The sequence below is a fragment of the Stutzerimonas stutzeri genome (genome assembly GCF_000590475.1).
In the GTDB taxonomy this organism is placed as follows: Bacteria; Pseudomonadota; Gammaproteobacteria; order Pseudomonadales; family Pseudomonadaceae; genus Stutzerimonas; species Stutzerimonas stutzeri_D.
The window spans coordinates 1240986-1264980 of sequence record NZ_CP007441.1; the positions used below are offsets into that span (position 1 = coordinate 1240986).

Annotated in this window: 19 protein-coding genes and 1 pseudogene; 9 read left to right on the plus strand and 11 right to left on the minus strand. The window is 61.3% G+C overall.

Annotation, left to right across the window (positions count from 1 at the left end):
* Positions 1-279 precede the first annotated feature (279 nt).
* Together CH92_RS05745 and CH92_RS05750 are read left to right on the plus strand one after the other, a co-directional pair.
* A complete protein-coding gene (locus CH92_RS05745) occupies positions 280-732 on the plus strand; it encodes a PA2169 family four-helix-bundle protein (RefSeq protein WP_025240824.1) in 453 nt (150 codons plus the stop codon).
* 290 nt (positions 733-1022) lie between these two features.
* A complete protein-coding gene (locus CH92_RS05750; RefSeq protein ID WP_025240825.1) occupies positions 1023-1943 on the plus strand; it encodes an AraC family transcriptional regulator in 921 nt (306 codons plus the stop codon).
* A gap of 191 nt (positions 1944-2134) precedes the next feature.
* On the opposite strand, the gene CH92_RS05755 is transcribed toward CH92_RS05750, so the two are convergent.
* The 4 genes from CH92_RS05755 to CH92_RS05770 all read right to left on the minus strand — a co-directional run bounded on the left by CH92_RS05755 (position 2135) and on the right by CH92_RS05770 (position 9437).
* A complete protein-coding gene (locus CH92_RS05755) occupies positions 2135-4336 on the minus strand; it encodes an OsmC domain/YcaO domain-containing protein (protein ID WP_025240826.1) in 2202 nt (733 codons plus the stop codon).
* A gap of 214 nt (positions 4337-4550) precedes the next feature.
* Positions 4551-6071, minus strand: a complete 1521-nt coding sequence (locus CH92_RS05760; protein ID WP_025240827.1) for a sialate O-acetylesterase — start codon at positions 6069-6071, stop codon at positions 4551-4553.
* 140 nt (positions 6072-6211) lie between these two features.
* Positions 6212-7927 (minus strand): response regulator, encoded by a 1716-nt coding sequence (locus CH92_RS05765; protein WP_025240828.1) that lies wholly within the window; start codon positions 7925-7927, stop codon positions 6212-6214.
* Entirely contained in the window at positions 7914-9437 is a 1524-nt protein-coding gene (locus CH92_RS05770; RefSeq protein WP_025240829.1) for an ATPase domain-containing protein, read from the minus strand. The genes CH92_RS05765 and CH92_RS05770 overlap by 14 nt, the downstream gene beginning before the upstream one ends.
* A gap of 445 nt (positions 9438-9882) precedes the next feature.
* On the opposite strand from CH92_RS05770, the gene CH92_RS05775 reads away from it, so the two are divergent.
* Positions 9883-11193, plus strand: a complete 1311-nt coding sequence (locus CH92_RS05775) for an ABC1 kinase family protein (RefSeq protein ID WP_025240830.1) — start codon at positions 9883-9885, stop codon at positions 11191-11193.
* 216 nt (positions 11194-11409) lie between these two features.
* On the opposite strand, the gene CH92_RS05780 is transcribed toward CH92_RS05775, so the two are convergent.
* Positions 11410-11772 (minus strand): VOC family protein, encoded by a 363-nt coding sequence (locus CH92_RS05780; protein ID WP_025240831.1) that lies wholly within the window; start codon positions 11770-11772, stop codon positions 11410-11412.
* Between CH92_RS05780 and CH92_RS05785 the strand changes: the two are divergent.
* From CH92_RS05785 to CH92_RS05805, 5 genes and pseudogenes are all read left to right on the plus strand, one after another.
* A pseudogene (locus CH92_RS05785) lies at positions 11750-12166 on the plus strand (transposase); the annotation flags it as partial. The gene CH92_RS05780 and the pseudogene CH92_RS05785 overlap by 23 nt on opposite strands.
* Before the next feature lie 325 nt (positions 12167-12491).
* Positions 12492-13013 (plus strand): hypothetical protein, encoded by a 522-nt coding sequence (locus tag CH92_RS05790; protein ID WP_025240833.1) that lies wholly within the window; start codon positions 12492-12494, stop codon positions 13011-13013.
* A 258-nt stretch (positions 13014-13271) separates the two neighbouring features.
* Complete coding sequence (locus CH92_RS05795; protein ID WP_025240834.1) at positions 13272-15221, plus strand: DNA topoisomerase III; 1950 nt, start codon at positions 13272-13274, stop codon at positions 15219-15221.
* A 71-nt stretch (positions 15222-15292) separates the two neighbouring features.
* A complete protein-coding gene (locus tag CH92_RS05800) occupies positions 15293-16252 on the plus strand; it encodes a class I SAM-dependent methyltransferase (protein ID WP_025240835.1) in 960 nt (319 codons plus the stop codon).
* Positions 16253-16478: 226 nt separating this feature from the next.
* Positions 16479-18752 carry a PAS domain S-box protein gene (locus CH92_RS05805; RefSeq protein ID WP_025240836.1) on the plus strand — a complete coding sequence of 758 codons (2274 nt, stop codon included), beginning with the start codon at positions 16479-16481 and terminating at the stop codon, positions 18750-18752.
* Between the two features lie 113 nt (positions 18753-18865).
* Here the strand turns inward: CH92_RS05805 and CH92_RS05810 are convergent, their stop codons facing one another.
* The 6 genes from CH92_RS05810 to CH92_RS05835 all read right to left on the minus strand — a co-directional run bounded on the left by CH92_RS05810 (position 18866) and on the right by CH92_RS05835 (position 23114).
* A complete protein-coding gene (locus CH92_RS05810) occupies positions 18866-20140 on the minus strand; it encodes a hypothetical protein (RefSeq protein WP_025240837.1) in 1275 nt (424 codons plus the stop codon).
* Between the two features lie 51 nt (positions 20141-20191).
* Positions 20192-20668: a hypothetical protein gene (locus tag CH92_RS05815; protein ID WP_025240838.1), complete on the minus strand. Its 477-nt coding sequence runs from the start codon at positions 20666-20668 to the stop codon at positions 20192-20194.
* 134 nt (positions 20669-20802) lie between these two features.
* Positions 20803-21639, minus strand: a complete 837-nt coding sequence (locus CH92_RS05820; protein WP_080689976.1) for a CsgG/HfaB family protein — start codon at positions 21637-21639, stop codon at positions 20803-20805.
* 19 nt (positions 21640-21658) lie between these two features.
* Positions 21659-22087, minus strand: a complete 429-nt coding sequence (locus tag CH92_RS05825) for a curli assembly protein CsgF (protein WP_025240840.1) — start codon at positions 22085-22087, stop codon at positions 21659-21661.
* Positions 22084-22467, minus strand: a complete 384-nt coding sequence (gene csgE, locus CH92_RS05830) for a curli production assembly/transport protein CsgE (protein WP_025240841.1) — start codon at positions 22465-22467, stop codon at positions 22084-22086. The genes CH92_RS05825 and csgE overlap by 4 nt, the downstream gene beginning before the upstream one ends.
* On the minus strand, positions 22464-23114 hold the full coding sequence (locus CH92_RS05835; protein ID WP_025240842.1) for a helix-turn-helix transcriptional regulator: 651 nt from the start codon (positions 23112-23114) through the stop codon (positions 22464-22466). The genes csgE and CH92_RS05835 overlap by 4 nt, the downstream gene beginning before the upstream one ends.
* 238 nt (positions 23115-23352) lie before the next feature.
* On the opposite strand from CH92_RS05835, the gene CH92_RS05840 reads away from it, so the two are divergent.
* A complete protein-coding gene (locus CH92_RS05840; protein ID WP_025240843.1) occupies positions 23353-23988 on the plus strand; it encodes a LysE family translocator in 636 nt (211 codons plus the stop codon).
* Positions 23989-23995 lie beyond the last annotated feature (7 nt).

A 23995-nucleotide genomic window follows, 5' to 3' on the forward strand; every position in this document is an offset into this window, starting at 1 on the left:
GAACGGGGGCAAGATATTGCGGCATGTTGTGCAGGACTCGACGGCCAGGGTCAGGGGCATGCATGAGGGTCTGCCAAACCGGCGGACATCCTTTTAGGACAGCTGCAAGCGCGAAATGATTGGTCCCATGCGCACCGGTCGGTTGGCAGCGATGAAACTGGGTGCGGCGGTGCGGTCGCTGGGCGGAGCAGCTGAACCTTTGCCGATACGAGGCGGTCGACTCAACAGGTTGGCCGTGTTGTCACTGGCCGTTAACTAAGCTTCAGGAGGAACCATTCAATGGATACCAACGACACCATTTCCGTGCTTAACGACCTCATCGAAACCAGCAAGGACGGCGAAAAAGGCTTCCGCGAATGCGCTGAAGACCTGAAGAATCCCCAGCTGCAAACCAGCATGACCCAGCGTGCACAGGACTGCGCGACGGCAGCTGCCGAGCTGCAGCAACTGGTCAGGTCCCTGGGCGGCGACCCGGAAACTTCCACCAGCACCGCGGGCGATATGCATCGGCGGTGGGTCGATCTGAAGTCCGCAATTACCGGCCACAGCGACGAAGCGATCCTCAACGAGTGCGAGCGAGGTGAAGACGTGGCGCTCAAGAGCTATCGCAAAGCGCTGGAAAAAGACCTGCCGGTCGATGTCCGTGCGGTTGTAGAGCGCCAATTCCAAGGCGTTCAGCGCAACCATGATCAGGTCAAGGCGTTGCGTGACGCAGAACGCGCGCGCAGCTGATCCAGAGCGTCGAACCGCCTGATCGAAACTGCGACCGAGAACCAAAACGCCCCGACCTTTCGGGGCGTTTTGGCATCTGCTGGTGCGTCGATGCCGGACGACTAATCCTTGGCCCGGCCGGTTGGTGCCGCCGCCCCACCATCACATCCTTTGAACACACCGCGATCCAGCCCAGGCAGCGCGGCGGCTTCGTTCGCTTGGCTATCATCGTGCGCCGCTACCGCCGACCAGCAGCATTTCGGTTGCGAGCTGCTAAGCTAAATCCCTTCGTTTCCTGAGAGCCGGCTGCCATGAACTCATTCATCACTCCTCCGGCCGATGACACCGGTGCTCAGCGCGCCGAACTGGCGCGGCTGGTCGATGGCTTCGTCAGTGGTGACGGCATGCACCCCACCGTCATCGAACCGCTGCACCTGATCCGTTGCGAGACACCCGGCGAGATGACCTACGGCGTACACAAGCCAGCGTTGTGCATCATTGTCCAGGGCGGCAAGGAAGTGCGTTTGGCCGATGAGCTGTACTGCTACGATCCGCTGCATTACCTGGTGGTGTCGGTGACACTGCCGGTGGCCGGTTGTGTGGTACGGGCTTCCAGTACGGAGCCGTATATCTGCATCCGCCTGGATATCGATCCCCCGTTGATCGCCGGGCTGATCAGCGAGGCCGAGCCGCTCATGGCCAACAGCGAGCCGGACGGGCGCGGTCTGTATCTGGACCGCATCGATGCGCCGCTGCTCGATGCCACCCTGCGGTTGGTCCGCCTGCTTGGCAACCCGAAGGACATTCCGGTGCTGGCACCGCTGGCGTTGCGCGAGATCTTCTATCGGTTGCTCTGCGGGCCGCAGGGTCGGCACCTGCGGGACATAGCACTGCAGGGCAGCCAGTCGCATCGGGTCAACCGCGCCATCGAATGGCTCAACCACAACTACGTCGAGCCGCTGCGCATCGATGAGCTGGCGAGCCGGGTCAACCTCAGCAGTTCAAGCCTGCATCATCGCTTCAAGGCACTGACCGCCATGAGCCCGTTGCAGTATCAGAAACAGCTTCGCTTGCAGGAGGCCCGGCGCTTGCTGATGGCCGAAGGCCTTGAGGTTTCGGCGGCCGGCTATCGGGTCGGCTACGAAAGCCCTTCGCAGTTCAGTCGCGAATACAGCCGGCTGTTCGGTGCCTCTCCGGTCAAGGACATGGCGCGTTTGCGCAGCATCGCCTGATCAGCGAGAGGGGGCGATCTCAGGCCCCTTCAATCCCGTCGCGGTTATGCGGCGGTACGGGTTGGCTGTTGAATGAACGATCAGCTCGCTGAGGTCCGCGCCCGCCGGCTGGTCAATTCCAGCGATACAGCGCGGAGGACGGACTGGCGCATCGACTCGGACTCGGGTCGCCAGCACGCTAGCCCTAGCATTCAGCGCAGCGCCGCCACCTTGGCGCGTGCGGCGTGCAGCTTCTTGTAGCTGTCGATCAGGCGCAGATGACGATCGAGTCCTTCCAGCTTGGTGCTGGTGGGCGTCAGGCCGAAGAAGCGCACGCTGCCATCCACCGAGCCCATCGCGGCGTCCATCCGCTCGTGGCCGAACAGGCGACGGAAGTTGGCCTCGTAGTCGTCCAGCTGCATTTCGTCATCCAGCGTCACTTCAAGCACCACGTTCACGGCCTGATAGAACAGCCCACGCTCGACCGTGTTGTCGTTGAACTGCAGGAAGGCTTCGACCAGCTCCTTTGCCTCCTCGAGCTGGTTCAGGGCGAGATGGATCAGCAATTTGAGTTCGAGAATCGTCAGCTTGCCCCACGCGGTGTTCTCGTCAAATTCGATCCCGATCAGCGTGGTGATATCGGTGTAATCATCCAGTTCGCTGTCTTCGAGACGCTCGACCAGTGCCTTCAGGCTGCCATCGTCCAGCCGGTGCAAGTTAAGAATGTCTTCACGGAAAAACAGCGCTTTGTTGGTGTTGTCCCAGACCAGATCTTCCACCGGGTAGATTTCCGAATAGCCGGGCACAAGAATCCGGCAGGCCGTTGCGCCTAGCTGGTCATACACGGCCATGTACGCTTCCTTGCCCATGCCTTCGAGAATCCCGAACAGCGTGGCGGCCTCCTCGGCGTTGGAATCTTCGCCATGTCCGGAAAAGTCCCACTCGACGAACTCGAAGTCAGCCTTGGCGCTGAAGAAGCGCCACGACACCACACCGCTGGAATCGATGAAGTGTTCGACGAAGTTGTTCGGCTCCATGACGGCCTGGCTTTCGAAGGTCGGCTGGGGCAGGTCGTTCAACCCTTCGAAGCTGCGGCCCTGCAACAGTTCGGTGAGGCTGCGCTCCAGCGCCACCTCGAAACTCGGGTGCGCCCCGAACGAGGCGAACACGCCGCCGGTACGCGGATTCATCAGGGTGACGCACATCACCGGAAATTCCCCGCCCAGCGATGCATCCTTGACCAGCACCGGAAAACCCTGCTCTTCCAGCCCCTGGATACCTGCCAGGATTGCGGGGTATTTCGCCAGCACTTCCTGGGGTACGTCAGGCAAGGCGATTTCGCCTTCCAGAATCTCGCGCTTCACTGCACGCTCGAAGATCTCCGACAGGCACTGCACCTGCGCTTCGGCCAAGGTATTGCCGGCGCTCATGCCGTTGCTGAGAAACAGGTTTTCGATCAGGTTGGAGGGGAAGTACACCACTTCGCCGTCCGACTGGCGCACAAAGGGCAGCGAACAGATGCCGCGCTCGACGTTGCCCGAATTAGTGTCGTACAGGTGTGAGCCGTGCAGCTCGCCATCGGGGTTGTAGATATCCAGGCAGTACGCATCGAGTATTTCTGCCGGCAGCGCATCTTTGCGGTCCGGCTTGAACCAGCGCTCGTCGGGGTAATGCACGAACTCGGCATGGGCGATGTCTTCGCCCCAGAACTGATCGTTGTAGAAGAAGTTGCAGTTGAGCCGTTCGATGAACTCGCCCAACGCAGACGCCAACGCGCTTTCCTTGGTCGCGCCTTTACCGTTGGTGAAGCACATCGGCGAATGCGCATCGCGAATATGCAGCGACCACACGTTGGGCACGATATTGCGCCACGAGGCGATTTCGATCTTCATCCCGAGGCCGGCCAGAATCTCCGACATGTTGGCGATGGTCTGCTCGAGCGGCAGATCCTTACCGGCGATGTAGGTGCTCGCGTCGGCCCCGGTGCCTGGTAGCAGCAGCGCCTGGGCGTCTGCATCGAGGTTATCCACTTGCTCGATGACGAACTCCGGCCCGGTCTGCACCGCCTTTTTCACCGTACAACGGTCGATGGAGCGCAGGATGCCCTGGCGATCCTTGTCAGAGATGTCCGCTGGTAGCTCGACTTGAATCTTGAAGATCTGCTTATAGCGGTTTTCCGGATCGACGATGTTGTTCTGCGAGAGCCGGATATTGTCGGTCGGGATGTCGCGGGTCTGGCAGTACAACTTGACGAAGTAAGCCGCACACAGCGCAGATGAGGCCAGGAAATAATCGAACGGGCTCGGCGCCGAGCCATCGCCCTTGTAGCGGATCGGTTGATCGGCAACCACCGTGAAATCATCGAACTTGGCTTCAAGCCTGAGGTTGTCGAGAAAGTTAACCTTGATTTCCATGCGGGATTACCAGAACAACACGATATGGCCGGCCATTATCCGGTTTATCCGCCTTGCGTGCGTGATTTTCCAGCCTGACGGCCCTGGACGGCATCTCCCGCCCGGATATCAGCGCGAACAAGGCCTGAACGCGCCAACCTTCGCCGCGGCGGACGTGACGGGGCCATCACTGCTGCCCGCCTGTCGCGGTCAGTTTCAGATGTGGCGTTGGGGCTCAGCGTGGCGAGTCGTGGCCTTCAACCGCCTGTAGTTCGAAAGCAATGCTCCAGTTGTGCAGCGGGTAGGGTTTGTCCACCAGCGCGGCGATGTTTGCCTCGCGCGGCATGCCCTCGTCCGGCAGGTATTCGTAACGGGCGTCGGCCTGGGCCGGGTCGCTGTCGCGTAATTCACCGGCCCCGCCGACCGCTTGGCTGGCGTAGCGGATGCGAGGCGTGCCGACCAGATCGCGGCCGGCATTCAGGCGCACCACCGTATCGGCGACAATCTCCACGGCTTTGATCTGCACCTCGCCCTGCTCATCAATCAGGGTGAAGCCGCGGTTTTTGATCGCCCGTGCCTGATGGTCGAGATAGGGCAGATCGAACATCAACGGCGGAAAGGGCACATGGAAGTCGACGAGCACTTCGCGATGTTCGAAAGTGGCGCCGCGCGGCGACAGCGGTTGCCAGTTGCGGCCCTCGACCACCACTTGGTGATAGACCTTGCCGAGCATCTGGCCGAACCAGCGATAACCATTGGCCGATAGGTGTGTGCCCTTGTCCACGTAAGGGTAAACCGGCCCGGCGAGGTACCAGTTCGGCTCTTCTTGTGCCAGTTCCCACTGCGCCATGCCGATGTCGAGGCTGCCATTGACCACCGATGATTTGGCATCGGTCTGGTAGCTGATGAACGCCGGCATCTGTTGCTGTCCGGCGATCGCCTGCGCGGTATCGGCGTTCAGATCGTCGCGCAGCTGGCGCAGCATTTTCTTGTAGTGAGCCTTGTCGTTGATGCCGCCCTGGGCCTGCGAATAGTCGTACTCGCCCTGCAGCCAGAAAAAGGCGCTGAGACTGTAGCTGGCGCCTTGGGCGTCAGCGATCTGTTTAGCCTGATCAACCGCCTGCAGTACCCGTCGATATTCGTGGGTGCCGCCGACCTTGGACAGCTGCGCGATGGAGCGTCCGGAGGTGGAGGCGTTGCTGGCGACAAACAGGTGCTCGGGGTCGGCTTCAACACCGTGCTTCTGCAGATAGAGACGGCGGACCATATTCAATGCGCCGACTTCCACGGATTCGCCTTCCTCCTGCGCATGCTCGTCCAGGCGCGCCACCGACCGGCCATCGAGGATAACCTTCGGGTCACGCTTGAGCTGGACCACCGCCCTGAGCGGCTTGAATGCCGGCTCACCGACCGCTATGAAGCGGGCACCGCTGTAAGTTGCCGAACGCACCGAGTTGCCCAGCATCAGGTTGTCGTATCGTGGCTGTTTCGACAGCGCGGGCCAGCCTTCGGCGGCCGAAGCCAAGGACTGGCCGTAGGTGATGACGTGGTTGTATTTGGCGGTTGGCGCCGGTGCGCGACGATCGGGTTGCGTCATGACCTGTTCGCTGAAGCGCTTGTTCTGCGCGTCGCGGATCGCCAGCGAGGGTTCGCTGGCAAACGATGACGTGCAGGCGCACAACAGCACGGCGCCCAACAGCGCGGTGGTTACCGTTTCGTAGGTGAAGCGCCAGAGGGTGAGGCTCGGTTCAGGCATGCCGATTCCTTCGTTGGGGCCGCGGGCCTTGGCGCTGTGCAATACAGGCCTGGGCCAGAATGTTTCGGAGTTGGCGTTTGACGGTGGCGAGTGCGCTCAGTTCGGCCTCGGACCGTCGAGGGCGGTGCTGCACGGTACGTTCAGTGGCGTGACGCGAGCGGCTGTGGGGATTGCTTCGAGGCGGCAGCACTTTCCACCGCGTCCCTGATGGCATGCGCGAGCTCTTCCAATCGATAGGGTTTGGCCAGCACGTGGACACCCTCCGCATCGGCTGTTTTTCTCGCGGCTTCGGCATAACCGCTGGTGAGCAGGACCGGGAGGTCATGGTGTCTCGTGCGAATCTCTCGAGCCAGCTCCACTCCGTTCATGCCGCCGGGCATCATCACGTCGGAGAAAACGATATCCACGTCACGACCGTTCGCCAGGGCGCCCAGGGCCGCCGCGGCACTGGCGGCGTGGGTCACGGTGAAACCCAAGTGCTGCAGCATCTCGCCGACCAGCGCCGCGACCTCTTCGTCATCGTCGACCAGCAAGACATTCCCGGCAGAGCTCTGCGCCGTGGCCTCTATTTGCAGGTCTGCCTGGCCTTGTTCGTCCGGTACGGCTGTCGCACGGGGTAGCAGCAGCACCACGCTGGTGCCTCGTTCACATTCGGTATCGATCCACACCGTGCCGCCGGATTGCCGAGCGAAACCATAGACCTGCGCCAGGCCGAGGCCAGAGCCCTTGCCAATCTCCTTGGTGGTGAAGAAGGGGTCGAATACACGTCCGCGTACATCGTCCGGGATACCGGTGCCCGAATCGATCACCGCCAGGCGGACGAAATCGCCACGCTGGCCCAGCACCTGCTCGTCAGGTGCGTTCGAGGCCTGCAGCAGTATCGTGCCGCCTTCGGGCATGGCATCGCGGGCATTGACCGCCAGGTTGAGGATCACCAGCTCCAGCTCGCCCGGATCGACTTCCACCGGCCACAGATCGGCGGCGAATTGCACCTCGACGTGCACGTCGCCACGCAGGCTGCGGTCGAGCAGTTCGCGCATCCGACTAATGCGATGGGCGAGATCGACTGCCTCGGGTGCCAGTGACTGCCGCCGCGAGAAGGCCAGCAGCTGCCGGGTCAGCGCCGCGCCTCGCTGTGCGGCCTGGCGCATGCCATCCATCAAACGCTGGCGGCGCTCTGGATCGGAGCGGCGATCGAGCATGTCGAGGCCGCCGGCGATGACCATCAGCAGGTTGTTGAAGTCATGCGCGATGCCACCGGTAAGCTGCCCGATGGCTTCGATCTTCTGCGTCTGGCGCAAGGTTTCTTCGATGTGGGCACGCTCCGCCATCTGCGTGCGCAGCTCAATGTTGGCCTGCTCCAGAGCCCGGGTGCGTTCGACAACCAGGACCTCGAGCTCATGCGAGGCCTGTTCGCGGGCCTCGATCAGCGCACGGACTTCATACTGACGAAGCCGACCGCGTACGGCCGCGTGGATGGCGCTGGTGAGGGTAATGCTCTGGACCGGACGTTCAAGTAGCGAGACGTTGCGCAACGTCGCAACCATGCGTTGACGCCATGCGCTGACCGCTGGCTGGCGATGCTTGCTGGTCAGCACTACGAAGGGAAAATCGGACCAGGCCGGTTGCCGATCAACCCAAGTCCCCAGCGCTTGAAGATCCTGGCCGAACATGGCCTCTTCAGCGATGAACACCGCGTCGGCATCGCGTTCGGCGCGCTCCAGCACCTCGGCGACGCTGTGGCAAACGTCCGCCGCCATGCCGCTGCGGCGCAGCAGGTCGGCCGTCGCCGGGCCGTCCCTGCCGATGGGTGCGAAAACGACTACTAGGGGGCTTTCTCGCTTAGGCGTCGTCATGCTCATCTTTCATGAGGGGAGTGGCATCGCCAGTGTACGTCGGCGTGCCCGAGAAGATGCCGCTGAAGTTCGTAATCGACGGTCCCACCTTGATACCGTAGGCGCCAAGGCGAAACTCCCGAATGGTGTTTTCGTGGCGCCCGCTGCGCTTTTTCACCACAGACAACGCACGTCGGACCACGCCGGCATGTTCGAAATAGCGCAGCATGATAACCGTATCGCTGAGGTAGCTGATATCGATGGGCGTATCCATTGGGCCGACCAGACCATGCTGAGCCAGCACCATTACGCTGACTACGCCTTTCTGGCCCAGGTAACTCAGTAGTTCATGCATCTGCAGGATCAGGAAACGGCCGTCGGGCATGGCGTTCAGATAGCCGTTGAGGCTGTCCATCACCACCAGCTGCGCTCCCTGCACCTCGACACTGTCCCGAACGGCGGCGGTGAACTCACCGGGTGACAATTCGGCAGGGTCGACCTGCTGAAGGCGCAGTTGACCGTTTTCGATCCAGGGATCCAGGTCCATTCCGAGCGCACGGCCACGTGCCAGAAGCGTGCCGACGCCTTCATCGAAGATGAACAGGGCCACCTGTTCGCCACGTTTACAGGCGGCCACGGCAAGGCTCAGCGCCACCGATGATTTACCGACCCCTGCCGCCCCGATCAGCAGCGCGTTGGTGCCACGCTCCAGCCCACCGCCAAACATTTGATCCAGCTCGGCGTTACCGCTGGATGTCAGCTCGCCGACAAACGCCGCATGATGTTCGGCCGCGATCAGACGAGGGTAGATTGCCAGACCGCCTGTCTTGATCGTGAAGTCGTGATAGCCGCCCCGGAACTTGATGCCGCGCATCTTGATCACGCGCAGGCGCCTGCGCTCGGCGCCGTAATCGATGGCCAGCTGTTCGAGCATTACCACCCCGTGGGATATCGAATGCAGCTGAAGATCACCGCTTTCAGAGGTTTGGTCGTCGAGCAAGATCACCGTGCAGCGGCGTGTAGTAAAGAAGTGCTTGAGCGCCAGCACCTGCCGGCGATAACGCAGCGGGCTCTGCGCCAGCAGACGCATTTCCGAGAGACTGTCGAAAATCACCCGGGTCGGATTGGTCTCGTTGACGCGATCGAAGACCTGTTTGGTGGTCTCGCTGAGCTCCATCTCTGCAGGATGCAGCACGGTCAGTTCGAGCTCGGGGTCGAGCGTGTCTTCGGGCGTCACCAGCTCGAATACGTCGATGCCTTCGAGCGTCCAGCCGTGCCGCTTGGCGACGAGCTCCAGCTCCTGCTTGGTTTCCGAAAGCGTTACGTACAGAACACGTTCGCCGTGGCGTACGCCTTCGAGCAGGAATTGCAACGCGATGGTGGTTTTACCTGAACCGGGGCTACCCTCGTAAAGATACATCCGATTGGGGTCCAGGCCGCCACCGAGAATGTCGTCGAGGCCTTCGCTGCCGGTCGAGATGCGTGGCGCTTCATCGTCTGGGGAGAAAGTAAGATCATCGGAATCGGTCATTCCATACTCCTTACGCGGCACTCCAGGCGGAGGCTGCGTGTCCTTGTTCCGGGCTTCGTGCCTGTGTTGAAGACGGCGAAGCGGCCGGAACGCGCCCGTAAATGCCGTGTGGCGGTCGGGCAAAAAGCCCCTTCGATCAACTCGCCAGTTGCAACTACGAAGCCTCGCACAGATGCGATCAGCAGGCGATACACCGAGGGGCACAGTCTTGTATATCCGACTGGTCTTTTGCCGCGCCGTTCCCCTTGGCGAAGTGGTTAAGGGCGCTTGCAGTGACTCTGACCTGGCCGCGAAACCCCGAGGCAGAGCCCTCAGCCGTCGTTTCGCTTGACCGGCATGCGTCCCGCTTCAGCGCTGCAACGACGCAACAGGTGGCAACCATTGCGCCTTGGATCGCCGGGCCTGCTGGCCCATGATCAGCCTTTGCCTGTTGTGGGTGCCCAGTATGTCTCGAACCTCACGTCCTTCGGCCTCGGCGTTGGGCCGACTGTTGCGCCTGAGTGGCGCCGGCGCGCGGATTGCCGGCAATCTGGTGGCGCAGCGCATCACGCCGGGCAGGGCCGGGATCGACTGGGCGCCGATCGGCGACCTGCTCGGCGACACCCTGGGACAGATGAAGGGCCCGGTGCTCAAGCTCGGCCAGCAAGCCTCGCAGTGGCAGGATGTGTTGCCCCCGCCGATCAGCACGGCCTTGTCCCGGCTGCAGAACCAGGTCCCGTCACTGCCGTTCGCCTCGCTCGAATCCTATTTGCAACGCCACTATGACGGGCAGCTCTACGAGCTGTTCGACTTCATCGAAGCGCAACCCGCCGCGGCGGCGTCGCTGGGGCAGGTGCACCGGGCGCGTGACCGGCAGGGGCGGGCGCTGATCATGAAGATCCAGTACCCCGGAATCCGCGCCATCTGCGATGCCGATCTGCGCCAGCTACGCCGGCTGATGCCCCTGGGGCGATTGTTCGGTACGCCCTCGGCGCGGCTCGAATCGGTCTACCGTGAGTTGCAGCGCGCCATCGATCAGGAGCTCGATTACGGCGCCGAGCGCGACAACCTCGAGCGCTTTCGCCAGCACTTCGCGGACTGGGCCGGCGTGCGCATTCCGTTCTCCGTCGCGGCCCTGTGCCGACCGGGGGTGCTGGTACTGGAAGAACTGCCGGGACGCTCGATGAACGAGGTCGAAGAGGCGCCCGCCGAGATCCGCCAACGACTGGCCGAAGCCCTCTGCGACTGGCTCGCCGAGCAGGCATTCGGCCTTGGGCAGCTGCATGCCGACCCGCACCCGGGCAATCTGGCCTGGACCGAAACGGGGGAACTGGTGGTCTACGATTTCGGCAGCGTCGTCCCGCTGCCGGTGCGCTTGCTGCGCGCTTATGTACAGATCTTCGATGCCTTGCGCGGCCCCTCCAGCGAGGCATTGGAGGCAGGCTTCCAGGCACTCGACGGGCGCCAGCCCGGCAGCGCGCCACCGCATGGCTTGTATCGCCGCATCCATCTGTTGTTGCATCCGTTGCTGCAACCCGGCGCGCAATGGGATTTTCGCGGCGCGTCCCTGCATCAGCAACTGGTCGAGCTCTCGCCGTTGCTGATGTCCGCGCTCGGCAGTCTGCAGCCCGCGTCCGGTACGCTGCTGGTCAACCGCACGCTGGAAGGGCATTACTGGAACCTCTACCGACTCGGCGCCTGCCTGCCGGTCGCCGACCTGCTGGCGAACCATATCGCGCAATGGCGCGCAGGCGTGCAGCCGGACAAGCCGGGCTAAGCGCGTAACCGCATTTGAGACCGACCGATTCAACGGGCCGGTCGCGGCCAACGGCAAATCACGATGCAGAGGGATCCGTTTCCCGATGGTTGTAGCGTGCTGGTGATCGGTTGCGGCGTTGATGCCTAGCCCGCAAGACCAGCGCACCCACTTTCTAGCGTCGTCGTTCAGCTTTCAACGCCGCCGCACCCTGCTTGGCAGCGCTACACGGGCAGGTTACGGGGCGCGGTAGATGGCGCACAGCTTGTTGCCGTCAGGGTCGCGGACATAGGCCAGATGCATTGCGCCGAGGCTGCTTTCACGCAGCCCTGGCGGCTCCTCGCAGGTGGTGCCGCCATGCGCGACTGCTACGTCATGAAACGCCTGGACTTGCTCGGGCGAGCTGCATTTGAAGCCAATCGTACCGCCATTGGCTACGGTCGCTTCTTCACCGTTGATGGGCTCGGTGACACCGAAGAGGCTCCCGTCGTGGCGGTAGAAAAGGCGGGTGTACCCGGCTGGGGCCGTGTTGCGGATTGGCTCGCCTGCGCCGAGCACGCCGAGTACGGCGTCGTAGAACGCGACGAAAAACGAATACATCTGCCCGGCAGGAGAGGCGTTGCCCTGGCGCTTCTCCAGTGTTGAGCAAGGCATGAATATGCACTGTTACCGGAGCTCAAATTGCCAAACTTGCGCGCTAAAAAACCAGTGCGCGCCGAGAAAAAATCGTCGAGTAAGGCGCTGGGAGCATGAAGCTGTGTTGGAGAAAATGCAGCGCCGGTTGAACCAAGCGCCAGAGATGATGCGGGTTCGTAAACGGACTGTTGAGCATCCCTTCGGAACGCTCAAACAATGGATGGGCTCGACGCATTTCTTGACCCGTAGGCTCGCCGGAGTCAGCGCGGAGATGAGCCTGAATGTGCTCGCCTACAACATGAAGCGGGTTATGAAAATCATCGGCACCGAAGGCTTGCTGACGGCGATGGCGGCGTAAAAAGCCCCCGTATTTCGTGGCTCCAGGAGGCGCTAAAGCGCTTTATAACGCTCTGGAACGTTACTGGTGCTGATCATGGCAAACGCTTAGGCAATCGCTTCGTCCAACAGCGCTGGGTTGCGTCACCCAAGCTACGAATGTGTTTTTACACGCTCTGGGCCATTAGCAGCTGTCATGATAGGTAGGACACGCTCCAAGCAGCCTAAGCGGTAACGCTTTCATGCGACATGTCACTGCCTGGGTTCAGGCGATTCCGTATCATTTAGCCTCTCCTAGCGCGCATTCGTCTGATATTTAACGGGTAATAGAGATCAAGGAGTGGTTAATGGATGGGATGAACAGGTTTGGTGGCGCCAGTGCAATGCTGGCTGCCACCCTAATGTTGAGCGGTTGCAGTTCGTTTATGCAGGGCGATCAGTACGTGTTTCCGCTGGCCGATGAGCCCTCTGCGACCTTACGCACACAATATAAAGCAGGCACTGACCTGCATCTTATGAACCTTGATGACAAAGGTTGTTACGCAGGCTATACCCCATTGCCCTACGTCAACGGAGTTATCGAGTCGCCTGTAGCAGTAGAGAAGGACTTGGTGGTTACCTATCGCCGCGAATCCGTCGGGAAGGTATGCCAGATAACCTTTTCGTTCATGCCGGAAAAAAGCGCAACCTACATTGTGACAGCAGGCTCCTGGAGCGAAACTAAGAACGGCATTGTCCCTTGGCTCACCGCTGAGCAGCAGTTCTGCGGCGTCGCTATGGTTAAAGAAATCGGTGGGACCGAGACTATCGAGCCCGTTCAAAAGCTGCGCATTGATGCCGGCATTACCTGCCATAAGTTTGTTAAGTAAGGGCGGAGAGCCATCACTTCAAACACTTGAGAATTCAGGTTGCGTAGGACGCCTCATGGTCTGCCGTTAATTGAAGTTAGCCGCCCGGTTATGCCCGCTTCTGGGCCAAAAGCAGACGTCATCCACTACAAGCTCGCGATTGCTCTATCCCCCACCTGCGAACTAACCAATATCTGTATATCCATACAGATAAATCTTGCCTGATGCGTCGCTGCTGCGCATGCTAGCCGGCATTGCAAACGACCCAGTGACAACCTGATGCAGCTGTTTCTCTGCGAAAAACCTTCCCAGGCCAAGGACATTGCCCACGTGCTCGGCGCTACGCGGCGTGGCGATGGATGTTGGGTGGGCGTGGGTGTCACCGTGACCTGGTGCATCGGCCATCTGCTGGAAACCGCTCCACCGGACAGCTACGACGCGCGCTACAAACGCTGGGTGGTGGGCGACCTGCCGATCGTTCCCGAGCGCTGGAAGATGCTGGTCAAGCCCAAGACCGCAAGCCAGTACAAGGCGGTCAAGCGCCTGCTGGGCGAGGCGCAGGAGTTGGTGATCGCCACCGACGCCGACCGCGAGGGCGAGATGATTGCCCGCGAGCTGGTCGAGCACTGTCGCTATCGTGGGCCGATCCAGCGGCTGTGGCTGTCGGCGCTGGACGATGCGTCCATCCGCAAGGCACTCGGCGCGCTGCGCGCGGGTGCGGAGACCTTCAACCTCTATCAGTCGGCGCTTGGGCGATCGCGTGCCGACTGGCTAATCGGCATGAACATGAGCCGATTGTTCACGCTGCTCGGGCGCCAGTCCGGCTATCAAGGTGTGCTGCCGGTGGGCCGGGTGCAGACGCCGACGCTGCGCCTGGTGGTCGACCGTGACCGCAGCATTGCCGACTTCGTGCCGCGGCCGTTCTGGGCCATCGAGGTGCAGCTGTTGGGTGACGACCCGGTGCCCTTTGCCGCGCAGTGGCGCGCACTGGATGGAAATTGTGACGATCAAGGGCGTTGCCTCGACCAGGCGCTGGCGCAGGAAGCCGCCCAGGACATGCGTGCAGCTGGCAGCGCCCAACTGCAGAAGCTCAAGACCGAGCGCATGCGTGAAGCCGCGCCGCTACCGTTCGATCTCGGCACCCTGCAGGAACTCTGCTCGAAGAAGCTCGGGCTGGGCGCTCAGGAAACGCTCGATATCGCCCAGTCGCTATACGAAACCTACAAGCTCATCACCTATCCCCGCAGCGATTGCGGCTACCTGCCGTTGAGTCAGCACAGCGAAGCGCCGGGCATTCTTGCTGCGCTGGCGCAGGCGGATCCGTCGCTCGACGAGCTCACACCGCATCTCGAACCCCAGTGCAAGTCGCGTGCCTGGAACGATGCCAAGGTCAGCGCTCACCACGGCATCATCCCCACGGCGGCGGCTCGCGCCTTCGAGCGGCTGACGGGTAAGCCGCGGGCGGTCTATACGCTGATCCGCGCCCGTTATCTGGCGCAGTTCCTGCCGGCGCATGAATACGAGCGCACCCAGGCCGATTTCGATTGCGCCGGCCAGGCGCTGCGGGCAGTCGGCAAACAGATCGTCGAGCCAGGTTGGAAGCGCGCCTTGCCCGAGGCACTGGCGGCGAGTCGAGGCCGTGAAGCGCCAGCGCCGCAGACGCTGCCGGCGCTGCGTGAAGGGCAGACATGCCCGATCCATGACCTGATCTTCAAGGATCTCTGGACGCAGCCGCCCAAGCCCTTTACCGAAGGCGACCTGATCAAGGCGATGAAGAATGTGGCCAAGCTGGTGGATGATCCCAAGCTGAAACAGAAGCTCAAGGACACCACCGGCATCGGCACCGAGGCGACGCGTGCGGGGATCATTCAGGGCCTGCTCGATCGCGGCTACCTGACCAAGCAGGGCAAGGCATTGGCGGCGACGCCGGCGGCGTTCAGCCTGATCGATGCGGTGCCTCGCGCCATTGCCGACCCCGGCACCACGGCGATCTGGGAACAGGCACTGGACATGGTGCAAAGCGGCGAAATGAGCCTGGATGAATTCGTCAGCAAACAATCGGCGTGGATGAGCAAGCAGGTCGAACGCTGCAAGGGCGTGCGCATGACGATCAGCGGGCCCGCTGCCCTGGCCGGTCGCGGCGCACCCTGGAAAAAGCGCAAGGGGGCGGGCCGCAAAGCGGCAGCCCCCAAGGGGCGCCGCGCGGCGAAGCCATCCAGCCCAGCGTAACGGTGGTTGTTTGGTCCTGGATGCGCGCGTCCTGCTTTAGAATGAGCGCCTTTTTTCAGACGATGTGCCCCATGCAACCTGAAGCCCTCACCACGCTCCAACAGCACCTCAGCCAAGCCCTGACTCAGCTACCGGACGAAACCCGCCGGCTTTTCCATGGGCGTGGGCGTTGCTGGGCCGGGCTCGAGCACGTCACGGTGGACTGGCTGCAAGGTGTGGTGTTGGTTTCGCTGTTTCGTGAGCCGGCCGCAGACGAGCTCGAGGCGCTAATCGGGATGTTGTCCGCGCTAACTGACTCGCAACCCTGGCAATTAAGTGGGGCGCATACCTTGTTATTGCAGCACCGCTACCAGCCCGACAGCCATATGCAGCAGCTGCTCGGCGAACCGAACGAAGAATGGCTGATTACCGAGAATGGACTGCGTTACAAGCTCGACCTGGGCATCAAGCAGAACAACGGGCTGTTCCTCGACATGCGTTACGGCCGGCGCTGGGTCCAGCAGCAGGCGCAGGGCAAGCGCGTGCTCAATTTGTTCGCCTACACCTGCGGGTTTTCCGTGGCGGCCATCGCCGGTGGCGCCGAGCATGTGGTCAACCTGGATATGGCGCGGGCCGCACTGAGCCGCGGACGCGACAACCATCGACTCAATGGACATGATCTGAGCAAGGTCAGCTTTCTCGGCCACGAACTGTTCAAGTCCTGGGGTAAGGTCAAGAAAAGCGGCCCGTACGACCTGGTGATCATCGATCCGCCGTCGTTCCAGAAAGGCAGCTTTGCGCTGAGCCGTGATTACCAGAAGATTCTTCGGCGCCTGCCTGAACTGTTGACGCCAACTGGCTCGGTCTTGGCTTGCATCAACGACCCGGATACCGGGCCGGATTTCCTTATCGACGGCGTTGCCGCCGAGGCGCCCGATTTGGTGTTTCAGGAGCGTCTGGAGAACCCGCCGGAATTTCCCGATATCAGCCCTGACAGCGGATTGAAAGCGCTGGTCTTCGGTTTCCCCACGCCTTCGGCCAGGCAGGAATAAACCCGTTTCCGCCGGGCTGCGACGATGAAAGTTATACGCGGTCGAAGTAGCCGGCAGCCAGTCTTCGCTGGAGGGCTAACTGGTCGATTGGTTAAAGTTGCAAACGGCTCTATCCATGAACGGGCGACTGGCTTATGGATAGGTTCGATCAGCTGTAGGAGGCAACGTCATTCCTGATTCAGGGCAGCACATACAGGCAGTCTTCGATGCCGCTTGCGACTGCGCGATGCTTACCACCGATCCGCAAGGGGTGATTACCGCCTGGAGCGCTGGTGCTGAGCGCATCTTCGGCTGGACCGCGCAGCAGATGTGCGGGAAGGCATTCGACCGTCTGTTCAGCAGCGAAGAGCATTCTGCGGAGCTGCTGCGTGAGCACATGCGCCACGCGCTGGCGGAGGGTAAGACCAGCCACGAGCGTTGGTATATCCGTGCGGACGGCTCGCGCTTGCGCGGGGCGGGCACGCTCACCCCTTTGTTCTGCGACGGTCGTCACCTGGGTTTTCTAAAGATCCTGCGCGATTGCACGACAGAGGATGCGGTTGCTCAACGCCTGGCTGACAGCGATCAGCGCTACCGTACCCTGTTCGACGCGATCGATGCGGGATTCTGCGTTATCGAGATGAAATTCGATGCCGAAGGCCGCCCGATCGACTATCGCTTTCTTGAGACCAATCCGGCATTCGAGCGTCAGACCGGGCTGGCCGATGCGGTCGGCAAGTGGATGACCGATCTGGCGCCTGCCCATGAGCAGCACTGGTTTGACATCTATGGCGAGGTCGCTCTGAGCCGCCGCCCGGTGCGTTTCGAGAACAATGCCGATGCCTTGCAGCGCTGGTACGAAGTCCAGGCGATGCCGGTTGGTGAACCCTCCGAATACCGTGTCGCGGTTCTGTTCAACGATGTCTCGGCGCGTCGCTCCGCTGAACTGGCGCTGCAGGCGCTGACGGAATCCCTGCGCGAGGAAGTCGCCACCCGGACCAAGGACCGCAATCAGCTCTGGGAATTGTCCAGCGACGTGATGATCCGCTGCCGTTTCGACGGGGTCATCATTGCCGTTAACCCGGCCTGGCAGCAGCTGTTGGGTTGGAGCGAAGCGCAGTTGCTCGGCGCCAGCACCCTTGATTTCCTCCATCCGGACGACGTCCCCAGCACGCTGGAGACGATGCGGCGCTCCTCGCAAGGGGAGTCCTTCGTGCATTTCGAAAACCGTTATCGGCGCAACGACGGCAGTTATCGCTGGATCAGCTGGTCGTCGCGACCGGCTGATGCCGTCATCAACGCAGTGGGGCGCGACATCACCGCGCTAAAGGAACAGGCGCAGGCACTCGAGTTGGCCGAAGCGCAACTGCGCCAAAGTCAGAAGATGGAAGCGGTCGGCCAGTTGACCGGCGGCCTTGCCCACGATTTCAACAATCTGCTGACCGGGATCGGCGGCAGTCTGGAACTGCTCGAAAAACGCATCGAGCAGAGACGCTTCGATTCGCTCGCGCATTACGTAGCGGTGGCGCAGACGGCAACTCGCCGAGCCGCCGCGTTGACGCATCGGTTGCTGGCATTCTCTCGCCGCCAGACGCTCGACCCAATGGCGACCGATGTCGGGGAGCTGGTCAGGGATCTGCGAGAACTCCTCAGCCGCACGGTCGGGCCGTCAATCAAATTGGAGACGCAGATGGCCAGTGGGCTCTGGACGACACTGGTGGACCGCAATCAGTTGGAAAATGCACTTCTCAATCTCGGCATCAACGCGCGGGATGCGATGCCTGACGGCGGCACGCTGAGCATCGAGACCTGCAACGAACTACTGGATGACCGATCAGCGTTGGAGCTCGATGTGCCTGGCGGTCAATACGTGCGGGTATGCGTAACGGACACGGGTGTCGGCATGACCGAGGAGGTCGTGTCGCAGGCGTTCGATCCGTTTTACACCACTAAGCCGCTGGGGATGGGCACGGGCCTGGGACTGTCGATGGTCTACGGCTTTACCCGACAGTCGGGCGGCCAGGTGAAAATACACTCCGAGCCGGATCGTGGCACTCGCATCTGTCTGTTTCTTCCGCACGTCGCGCTCAGTAGTGTTGCGGCCGATGGCGGTGTCGAACTGGAGGCGCCACGGCAGGCGAGCGCCGGCACTGGCGAGATCGTGCTAGTGGTGGATGATGAGCCCGCCGTGCGCATGTTGGTGGTGGAAATCCTGCAAGAGCTGGGATATCGGGTGCTGCAGGCCGCTGACGGCAAGGAAGGGTTGCGCATCCTTCAGAGTGGCGCGCCGATTGCGCTGCTGGTCACCGATGTCGGCCTGCCCGGAGGTATGAACGGTCGTCAGCTCGCCGACGCCGCGCGGCAGCGGGACCCTTTGCTGGATGTGCTGTTCATAACCGGTTATGCGGAAAGCGTCGTGATGAGCAACGGTCTGCTGGAACCAGGTATGCGCATCGTGACCAAACCGTTCTCGATTGATGCGCTGGCAGCACGTATCGCGGAGCTGCGCGGTGACCGCTAAGGTGTTTCGTCGCCGCCGAAAACCACGACCGGCGTCGTTCTGTTTTCGCCTGGTTTACTTGGCGGTGCGCAACGGTCGGCGCAAGGCCGGCCGTTGCGCGATTCGCACAGAATTTACTGTTGGGTGACGACCGCCATGTTGTTGAACCCGGCTTGGCTGATCAGCGCATTGTTGCCCATGCCGCTTTGAGCGACCAACGCCTCGTTACCCGCACCGTTCTGCGTGACCGTAGCCAGATGGCTTTCGCCGTACTGGGAAATGGTCGTTTGGTGATTGCTGCCGAACTGGTTGACATCGGCCAGATTGAAGTCGCCGTCCTGGAGGATATCGACGTCATTGGCAGCGATGCTGCTGGAGCCGGTGATGCGGTTGCCTTCACCGTCCTGTACCGCGGTGAGACTGTTGAGAATGCCCGACTGAGTGAAGGTTAACTCGTTGCCCTTGCCATACTGGTCGACCGTGGCGTCGTTGTAATTACCGCTCTGGTCAACCGAGGCCACCTGATTACGACCGTCCTGGCCAATCACCGTCACGTTGCCGAAGCCCTGTTGCTCTGCGGTGGCGGTATTTCCGTTGCCGCGCTGGGCGACGTCGACGTTGTTTTCGTTGCCCGACTGGTAGACGAAAGCGTTCTGGTAGCTGCCGCGCTGGTCCACATTCAGGTTGTTGCTGTCGCCGCCGGAATAGGTGTAAGCCTCATGCTGGGAGCCCGTCTGGCGCACGTAGCCCTCGTTGAGATTGCCGACCTGCTCGACTTCAGCGACCGAGCCGGTGCTCCAGTTCTGGATAATCGTGGCGGCATTCTCGTCGCCTTTCTGATCGATCATGGCGCGATCATTGGCGCTGAACGACTGGTTGATGCTCGCGTCGTTAAGGTTGCCGTCCTGGTACAACGCAGACTCGCTGCCATGGGTCACGGCCTGGTAGGTGGAGGCAAGGTTCTGGCTGCCCTGTTGTTTGGTAAAGGACTCAGTGTCGTGAGTGCCGGACTGCTGCGCGTTGGCGCTGTTGGCGTAGCCATGCTGGCGTTGCTCGATGCTGCTGTTCCAGGTGCCGGTCTGGTTGGCGCTGGCATCGTTGGCGTTGCCGTTCTGCCATTGCACCACGCTGCTGTGCACGGCGAGCGTCTGGTTGATATCTGCCTGATGAAAGTTGGCGATTTGCGTTTGCAGGGTCGACGACGCGAGCGAGCTGTTCTGCTCGGTCATCGCGTCGTTACCTAAGCCGCTCTGCAGTTGTGTGGCCATGTTCGAGCTGCCACCGCTCTGCTCTACCTGGGCGAGGTTGTCGATGCCGTTCTGGCGTTGTTCAGAAGTATTTTCGACGGCGTAGGCCTGGGTGGCGGCGACCGCGAGAAGGGCAGCTACAAGGGGGTTGATCTTGAACATTATTGTCTCTCCATGAATGTTTTCAGCGGTACTTCCTGGTGGTGCTCTGTTTCAGTGGTATTGGCGTACCACTACGTTCAGACCCTGGCCATGCTGCGTGACGCGACTTCTATGCCCGGTGCCGGTCTGCTCGATCAGCGCGTTGTTGTCCGCGCCGTACTGTTCAATGCGTGCCTGGTTGTCGGCACCGACCTGAACAATCAATCCCTGGTTGTCGCTGCCGTGCTGCACGATGAATGCTTCGTGCGCGTAGCCGCTCTGGAGGATGAAAGCTTCCAGTGCGCTACCGATTTGCGTGATATCCCCGGTCAGGCTGCCCCCGGCCTGAGCGACGAGGGCGAGGTTGTCAGTTGCCACGCCGGTATCTGACTGGGTCAGTGCGATTGCGTGAGCCTGACGGGAGGCGAATTCGCTGGGTGCCAGATCACCTGAGGAGGTCAGTCCGGCGGCCTGAATGGCGGGGCTGACAAGCGCCGCAAGGAACAGCGCCAACAGCGTATTGCGAGCAATCCTTTGCGCGAAGTCCATGAGTCATCCTTGGTTGAATGGCGATAGGCCATCCTGTCCTAAACTGCGATTCGGCAAATCCATCGAATGGGTGAAACCGTTGCGTTTGTTTCAGATTTCCCGTTTCGTGGCGTCGGACGAAACGGGAATGGCTGCTAGATCTTGGCCGGCGTGGTGAGGTATTTCGCCAGTTCCTCCTTGACTGCGGGCGTATTGTCGGCGGTCTGCCAGAGCCGACGGTCTACCCCTTGAGCGATCAGGTGTGCGACTGCCGCCTCGATCGCTGACAGCACACAGAGCTGCGCCGGCTCGTTGGTGGTGTAACCGGCTTCGGCTTCGAGCAGCTCCTTGAATTCGATGAACTTGTAGACGTTGGCGCTGCGCCCGATGGAATAGATGGTCTTGGTGGTCATCACGTTGGACAGCACCTGACCGCTGCGTACATCGATGGCACGCAGATTGACCGTGACCTGATCGACCCGGTATTCCTGCGAGATGCCAATGCCGAGGTAGCGTGCGCCCTGGCCACCGCTGCGTACGTTGGTTTCGTAGGCGACGATGGCGCCTTCCATGATGATATTGGCCGCCAGCAACGACGGCAGCTCCGACTGAATGTTCGGCGCCACGTCCGGCTTGGCCTGTGATGCGCGAATGATCTTGCGTTCGGTCAGCACGTTCTGCAGGCCCTCGCGCTCCAGCACGATGAACCAGCCGCTGGCCTGCATGGCGTCGACCAACATGCTGGCAGCGCCCTGGGTGACAGCGGTGGAAAAGGAACTGGCCGGGCTCGGTTTGTACTGTCCGGTCTGGTCGCGGAAACCATATACAGCCGCCACCAATGGGCCTCTGGGGCGCGGCAGCTCAAGCAGGTCCTGATAGGTGGAGGTGCGGGGTGTGAGGGTTGGGGTTTCCTGGTCTGCCGACATGGGCTCACGCACCGCGCAGCCCTGTAGAACGGCCATCATCCCGATGGCTACTAATAGGCTTCTCATGGCCTTTGCTCCTTGCGAGTTAATTGATGGCTGCGGCGCCGTAGCCGTTGACGACGATTTCCGATACTTCTCCGGTAAGCCGGTCGGTAATTTCTACCGTCAGATTGCCGTCCAGGTTTACGACGTTGATGAGGAAATCATCGGTTTGCAGCGTGCCACCGTTCGGATCGTCTAGCGTGTTCAGCAGATCGGAAAGCAGACGGGATTCGAGTTGGCTGGTGAAGCGATCGAGGGCGGAGGTGCCTGTCAAAGAGGAGCGGTCGATGGCGTCCGGGTCCGTGGTGTCGTTCTGGGCCTGGGCGTTGCCCAGCAGCCAGGCACCGTTCAGCGGGCTGCCGCCGAAAGACGGATTGACCGGCGTATAGACCAGTTCGGTCGCGGTGACGCCGGTGCTGAAAAAGAAGCCTGCCAGAAGCATGCCGGTGATTTTTTGTGGTGACCGGTTCATAACTCATCCTTCGCAAGGTCAATGGTGTCTTCGAACAATGCTTCGACTTTCCTACGGTTTATCTCTTGTACTACGAAATCCGCCGCGTCGTAGGCGGTTTGCTCCATGTCGCTGACGTTCGGCTGTAAGAAACGGCGGTAGAGGGGCTGGTTGTTCTGTTCGACCCACACCAGAACGCCCCAACGCGCCGACGGTCGTTCCTTGACCGCCAGGTTGAAGTCCAGCGTGCTGGTATCGTTCAGGCGCTCGCAGAACTTGCGATAGAACTCCAGGCCGGAACGGGAAATCGTGTTGTTGGTGATAAAACCCTGGAGCTCGGCCTCGTCGGCATGGGCCTGAACACTGGCGAGCAGTATCAGGCTCAGGCACGCGGCCTTCATAGGCCAGCCTCGTTGACGAGCCCCATGACCAGAGATGCGCCTTGCGCGCGGTTGGACGCGCCCAGCTTTCCCAGCGCGTTATGAATATGGCTTTTGATGGTGTGGGTGCTTAGATGTAATCGGTCGGCGATTTCCGAGTTCGACAGACCTTTGCCCGCGAGTGCGAGGATTTGCTTTTCGCGTACCGACAGCTCGTCGATGCCACGCGAAACGTGGGTCAATTGGCGATAGCGCCCGAGCAGCTTTTCCATTAACGCGCGGGGCAGCCAGTCGCCGCCCTCGAGGATAACGCTAACTCCCCGGGCGAAATTGCAGCGGCTGGTATTCGGGTAGAACACGCCCCTGATCCAGGGATGCAGCTCCAGCAAGTGGCGCGCCTGCTCCCCTTGGGCGTTGATCAGAGCAGTAGGGGTGTCGCGCAGTTGTTTAAGCAGACGCAGGCAATCGGCGTCCGAATAGCTACCAACGTCGATCAGCGTCAGATCTGCGTCGTTCAGGCCAGGACGAAGAGCTGTACTGTGAATAAGCCGCAGCTGCGGGCAATCGAATAAATACTGGGGGAGCGAGCTATCCGACATTTCACCGTTGGACAGCAGAACGAGACGAGCTGGCGAGGCGACGACCGCCAGACGGGCTTGATCGATCATGAGGCATATCCTTTGCTAAATGGCTAACGAGTAGCGCCCCGGAGTCCTCACCGGGCCTGGCGCTTTGACATTACGCCTAAAAAAATAGTTCAGCGTGGTGACAATAAAAAGTCGAATATGTGTGCGGGCGTCGGTTTTCCGACGAAATGCATAGGGCTCAATCATCTCGGCGGTGCTGGAAGCCCTTTATTCACTGGGCTAGATTCACCCTTTACCGTGACGGCGAATGGAGCAGGACATGGCGGATCCAGCGTTCTGGTTAGTTTTTTTCTCGGCGGCTCTGGTGTTGAACCTGTCGCCGGGACCCGATCTGCTTTTCGTGCTGTCGCGCACCTTATCCAGCGGGCGGCGTGTTGGCGTGGCCTCGGCGTGCGGGGTGTGCAGCGGCGCACTGGTTCATGTCGCAGCGGCTGCTTTAGGCCTCTCGGCGATCCTGGCAACGTCGGCGCTGGCGTTTGCCGTCGTCAAATATGTCGGCGCCGCCTACCTGCTGTATCTCGGCGTTCAGGCGTTGCGCTCTGCCGGCGCCAGCTCGCCACTCAACCTCAATTCCGCCGCGCGGATCACTGCTTGGCAGGCTTATCGTCAGGGCATCCTGGTGGACATCCTCAACCCGAAAGCGGCGATTTTCTTCATGGCGTTCCTGCCGCAATTCGTGCGTCCGAACGAGGGTGCGGTGGCCCTGCAGTTGCTGGCGCTGGGCGTACTGGTGGTGCTGGTGGCTATCATCATCGAGTGCGCCTTGGTGCTGCTGGCAGCCCGAGCGAGTTCGGCGTTGCGCGGCAATCGCCGCTTGAGCCAATGGCTCGACCGGGTGTTCGGCTCGGTGTTGATCGGTCTGGGCATCCGTCTCGGTCTGGCCGAGCGCACATAGCCGTGGG

Coding starts and splice junctions, on each gene's coding strand:
- CH92_RS05790 (WP_025240833.1), top strand. CDS start 12,492: ATGGATGGGATGAACAGGTTTGGTGGCGCCAGTGCAATGCTGGCTGCC.
- CH92_RS05800 (WP_025240835.1), top strand. CDS start 15,293: ATGCAACCTGAAGCCCTCACCACGCTCCAACAGCACCTCAGCCAAGCC.
- CH92_RS05750 (WP_025240825.1), top strand. CDS start 1,023: ATGAACTCATTCATCACTCCTCCGGCCGATGACACCGGTGCTCAGCGC.
- CH92_RS05825 (WP_025240840.1), bottom strand. CDS start 22,087: ATGAACCGGTCACCACAAAAAATCACCGGCATGCTTCTGGCAGGCTTC.
- CH92_RS05760 (WP_025240827.1), bottom strand. CDS start 6,071: ATGCCTGAACCGAGCCTCACCCTCTGGCGCTTCACCTACGAAACGGTA.
- CH92_RS05765 (WP_025240828.1), bottom strand. CDS start 7,927: ATGACGACGCCTAAGCGAGAAAGCCCCCTAGTAGTCGTTTTCGCACCC.
- CH92_RS05805 (WP_025240836.1), top strand. CDS start 16,479: ATGCTTACCACCGATCCGCAAGGGGTGATTACCGCCTGGAGCGCTGGT.
- CH92_RS05795 (WP_025240834.1), top strand. CDS start 13,272: ATGCAGCTGTTTCTCTGCGAAAAACCTTCCCAGGCCAAGGACATTGCC.
- CH92_RS05835 (WP_025240842.1), bottom strand. CDS start 23,114: ATGATCGATCAAGCCCGTCTGGCGGTCGTCGCCTCGCCAGCTCGTCTC.
- CH92_RS05840 (WP_025240843.1), top strand. CDS start 23,353: ATGGCGGATCCAGCGTTCTGGTTAGTTTTTTTCTCGGCGGCTCTGGTG.
- CH92_RS05775 (WP_025240830.1), top strand. CDS start 9,883: ATGTCTCGAACCTCACGTCCTTCGGCCTCGGCGTTGGGCCGACTGTTG.
- CH92_RS05820 (WP_080689976.1), bottom strand. CDS start 21,639: ATGAGAAGCCTATTAGTAGCCATCGGGATGATGGCCGTTCTACAGGGC.
- CH92_RS05745 (WP_025240824.1), top strand. CDS start 280: ATGGATACCAACGACACCATTTCCGTGCTTAACGACCTCATCGAAACC.
- CH92_RS05770 (WP_025240829.1), bottom strand. CDS start 9,437: ATGACCGATTCCGATGATCTTACTTTCTCCCCAGACGATGAAGCGCCA.
- CH92_RS05755 (WP_025240826.1), bottom strand. CDS start 4,336: ATGGAAATCAAGGTTAACTTTCTCGACAACCTCAGGCTTGAAGCCAAG.
- CH92_RS05810 (WP_025240837.1), bottom strand. CDS start 20,140: ATGTTCAAGATCAACCCCCTTGTAGCTGCCCTTCTCGCGGTCGCCGCC.
- CH92_RS05780 (WP_025240831.1), bottom strand. CDS start 11,772: ATGTATTCGTTTTTCGTCGCGTTCTACGACGCCGTACTCGGCGTGCTC.
- CH92_RS05815 (WP_025240838.1), bottom strand. CDS start 20,668: ATGGACTTCGCGCAAAGGATTGCTCGCAATACGCTGTTGGCGCTGTTC.
- csgE (WP_025240841.1), bottom strand. CDS start 22,467: ATGAAGGCCGCGTGCCTGAGCCTGATACTGCTCGCCAGTGTTCAGGCC.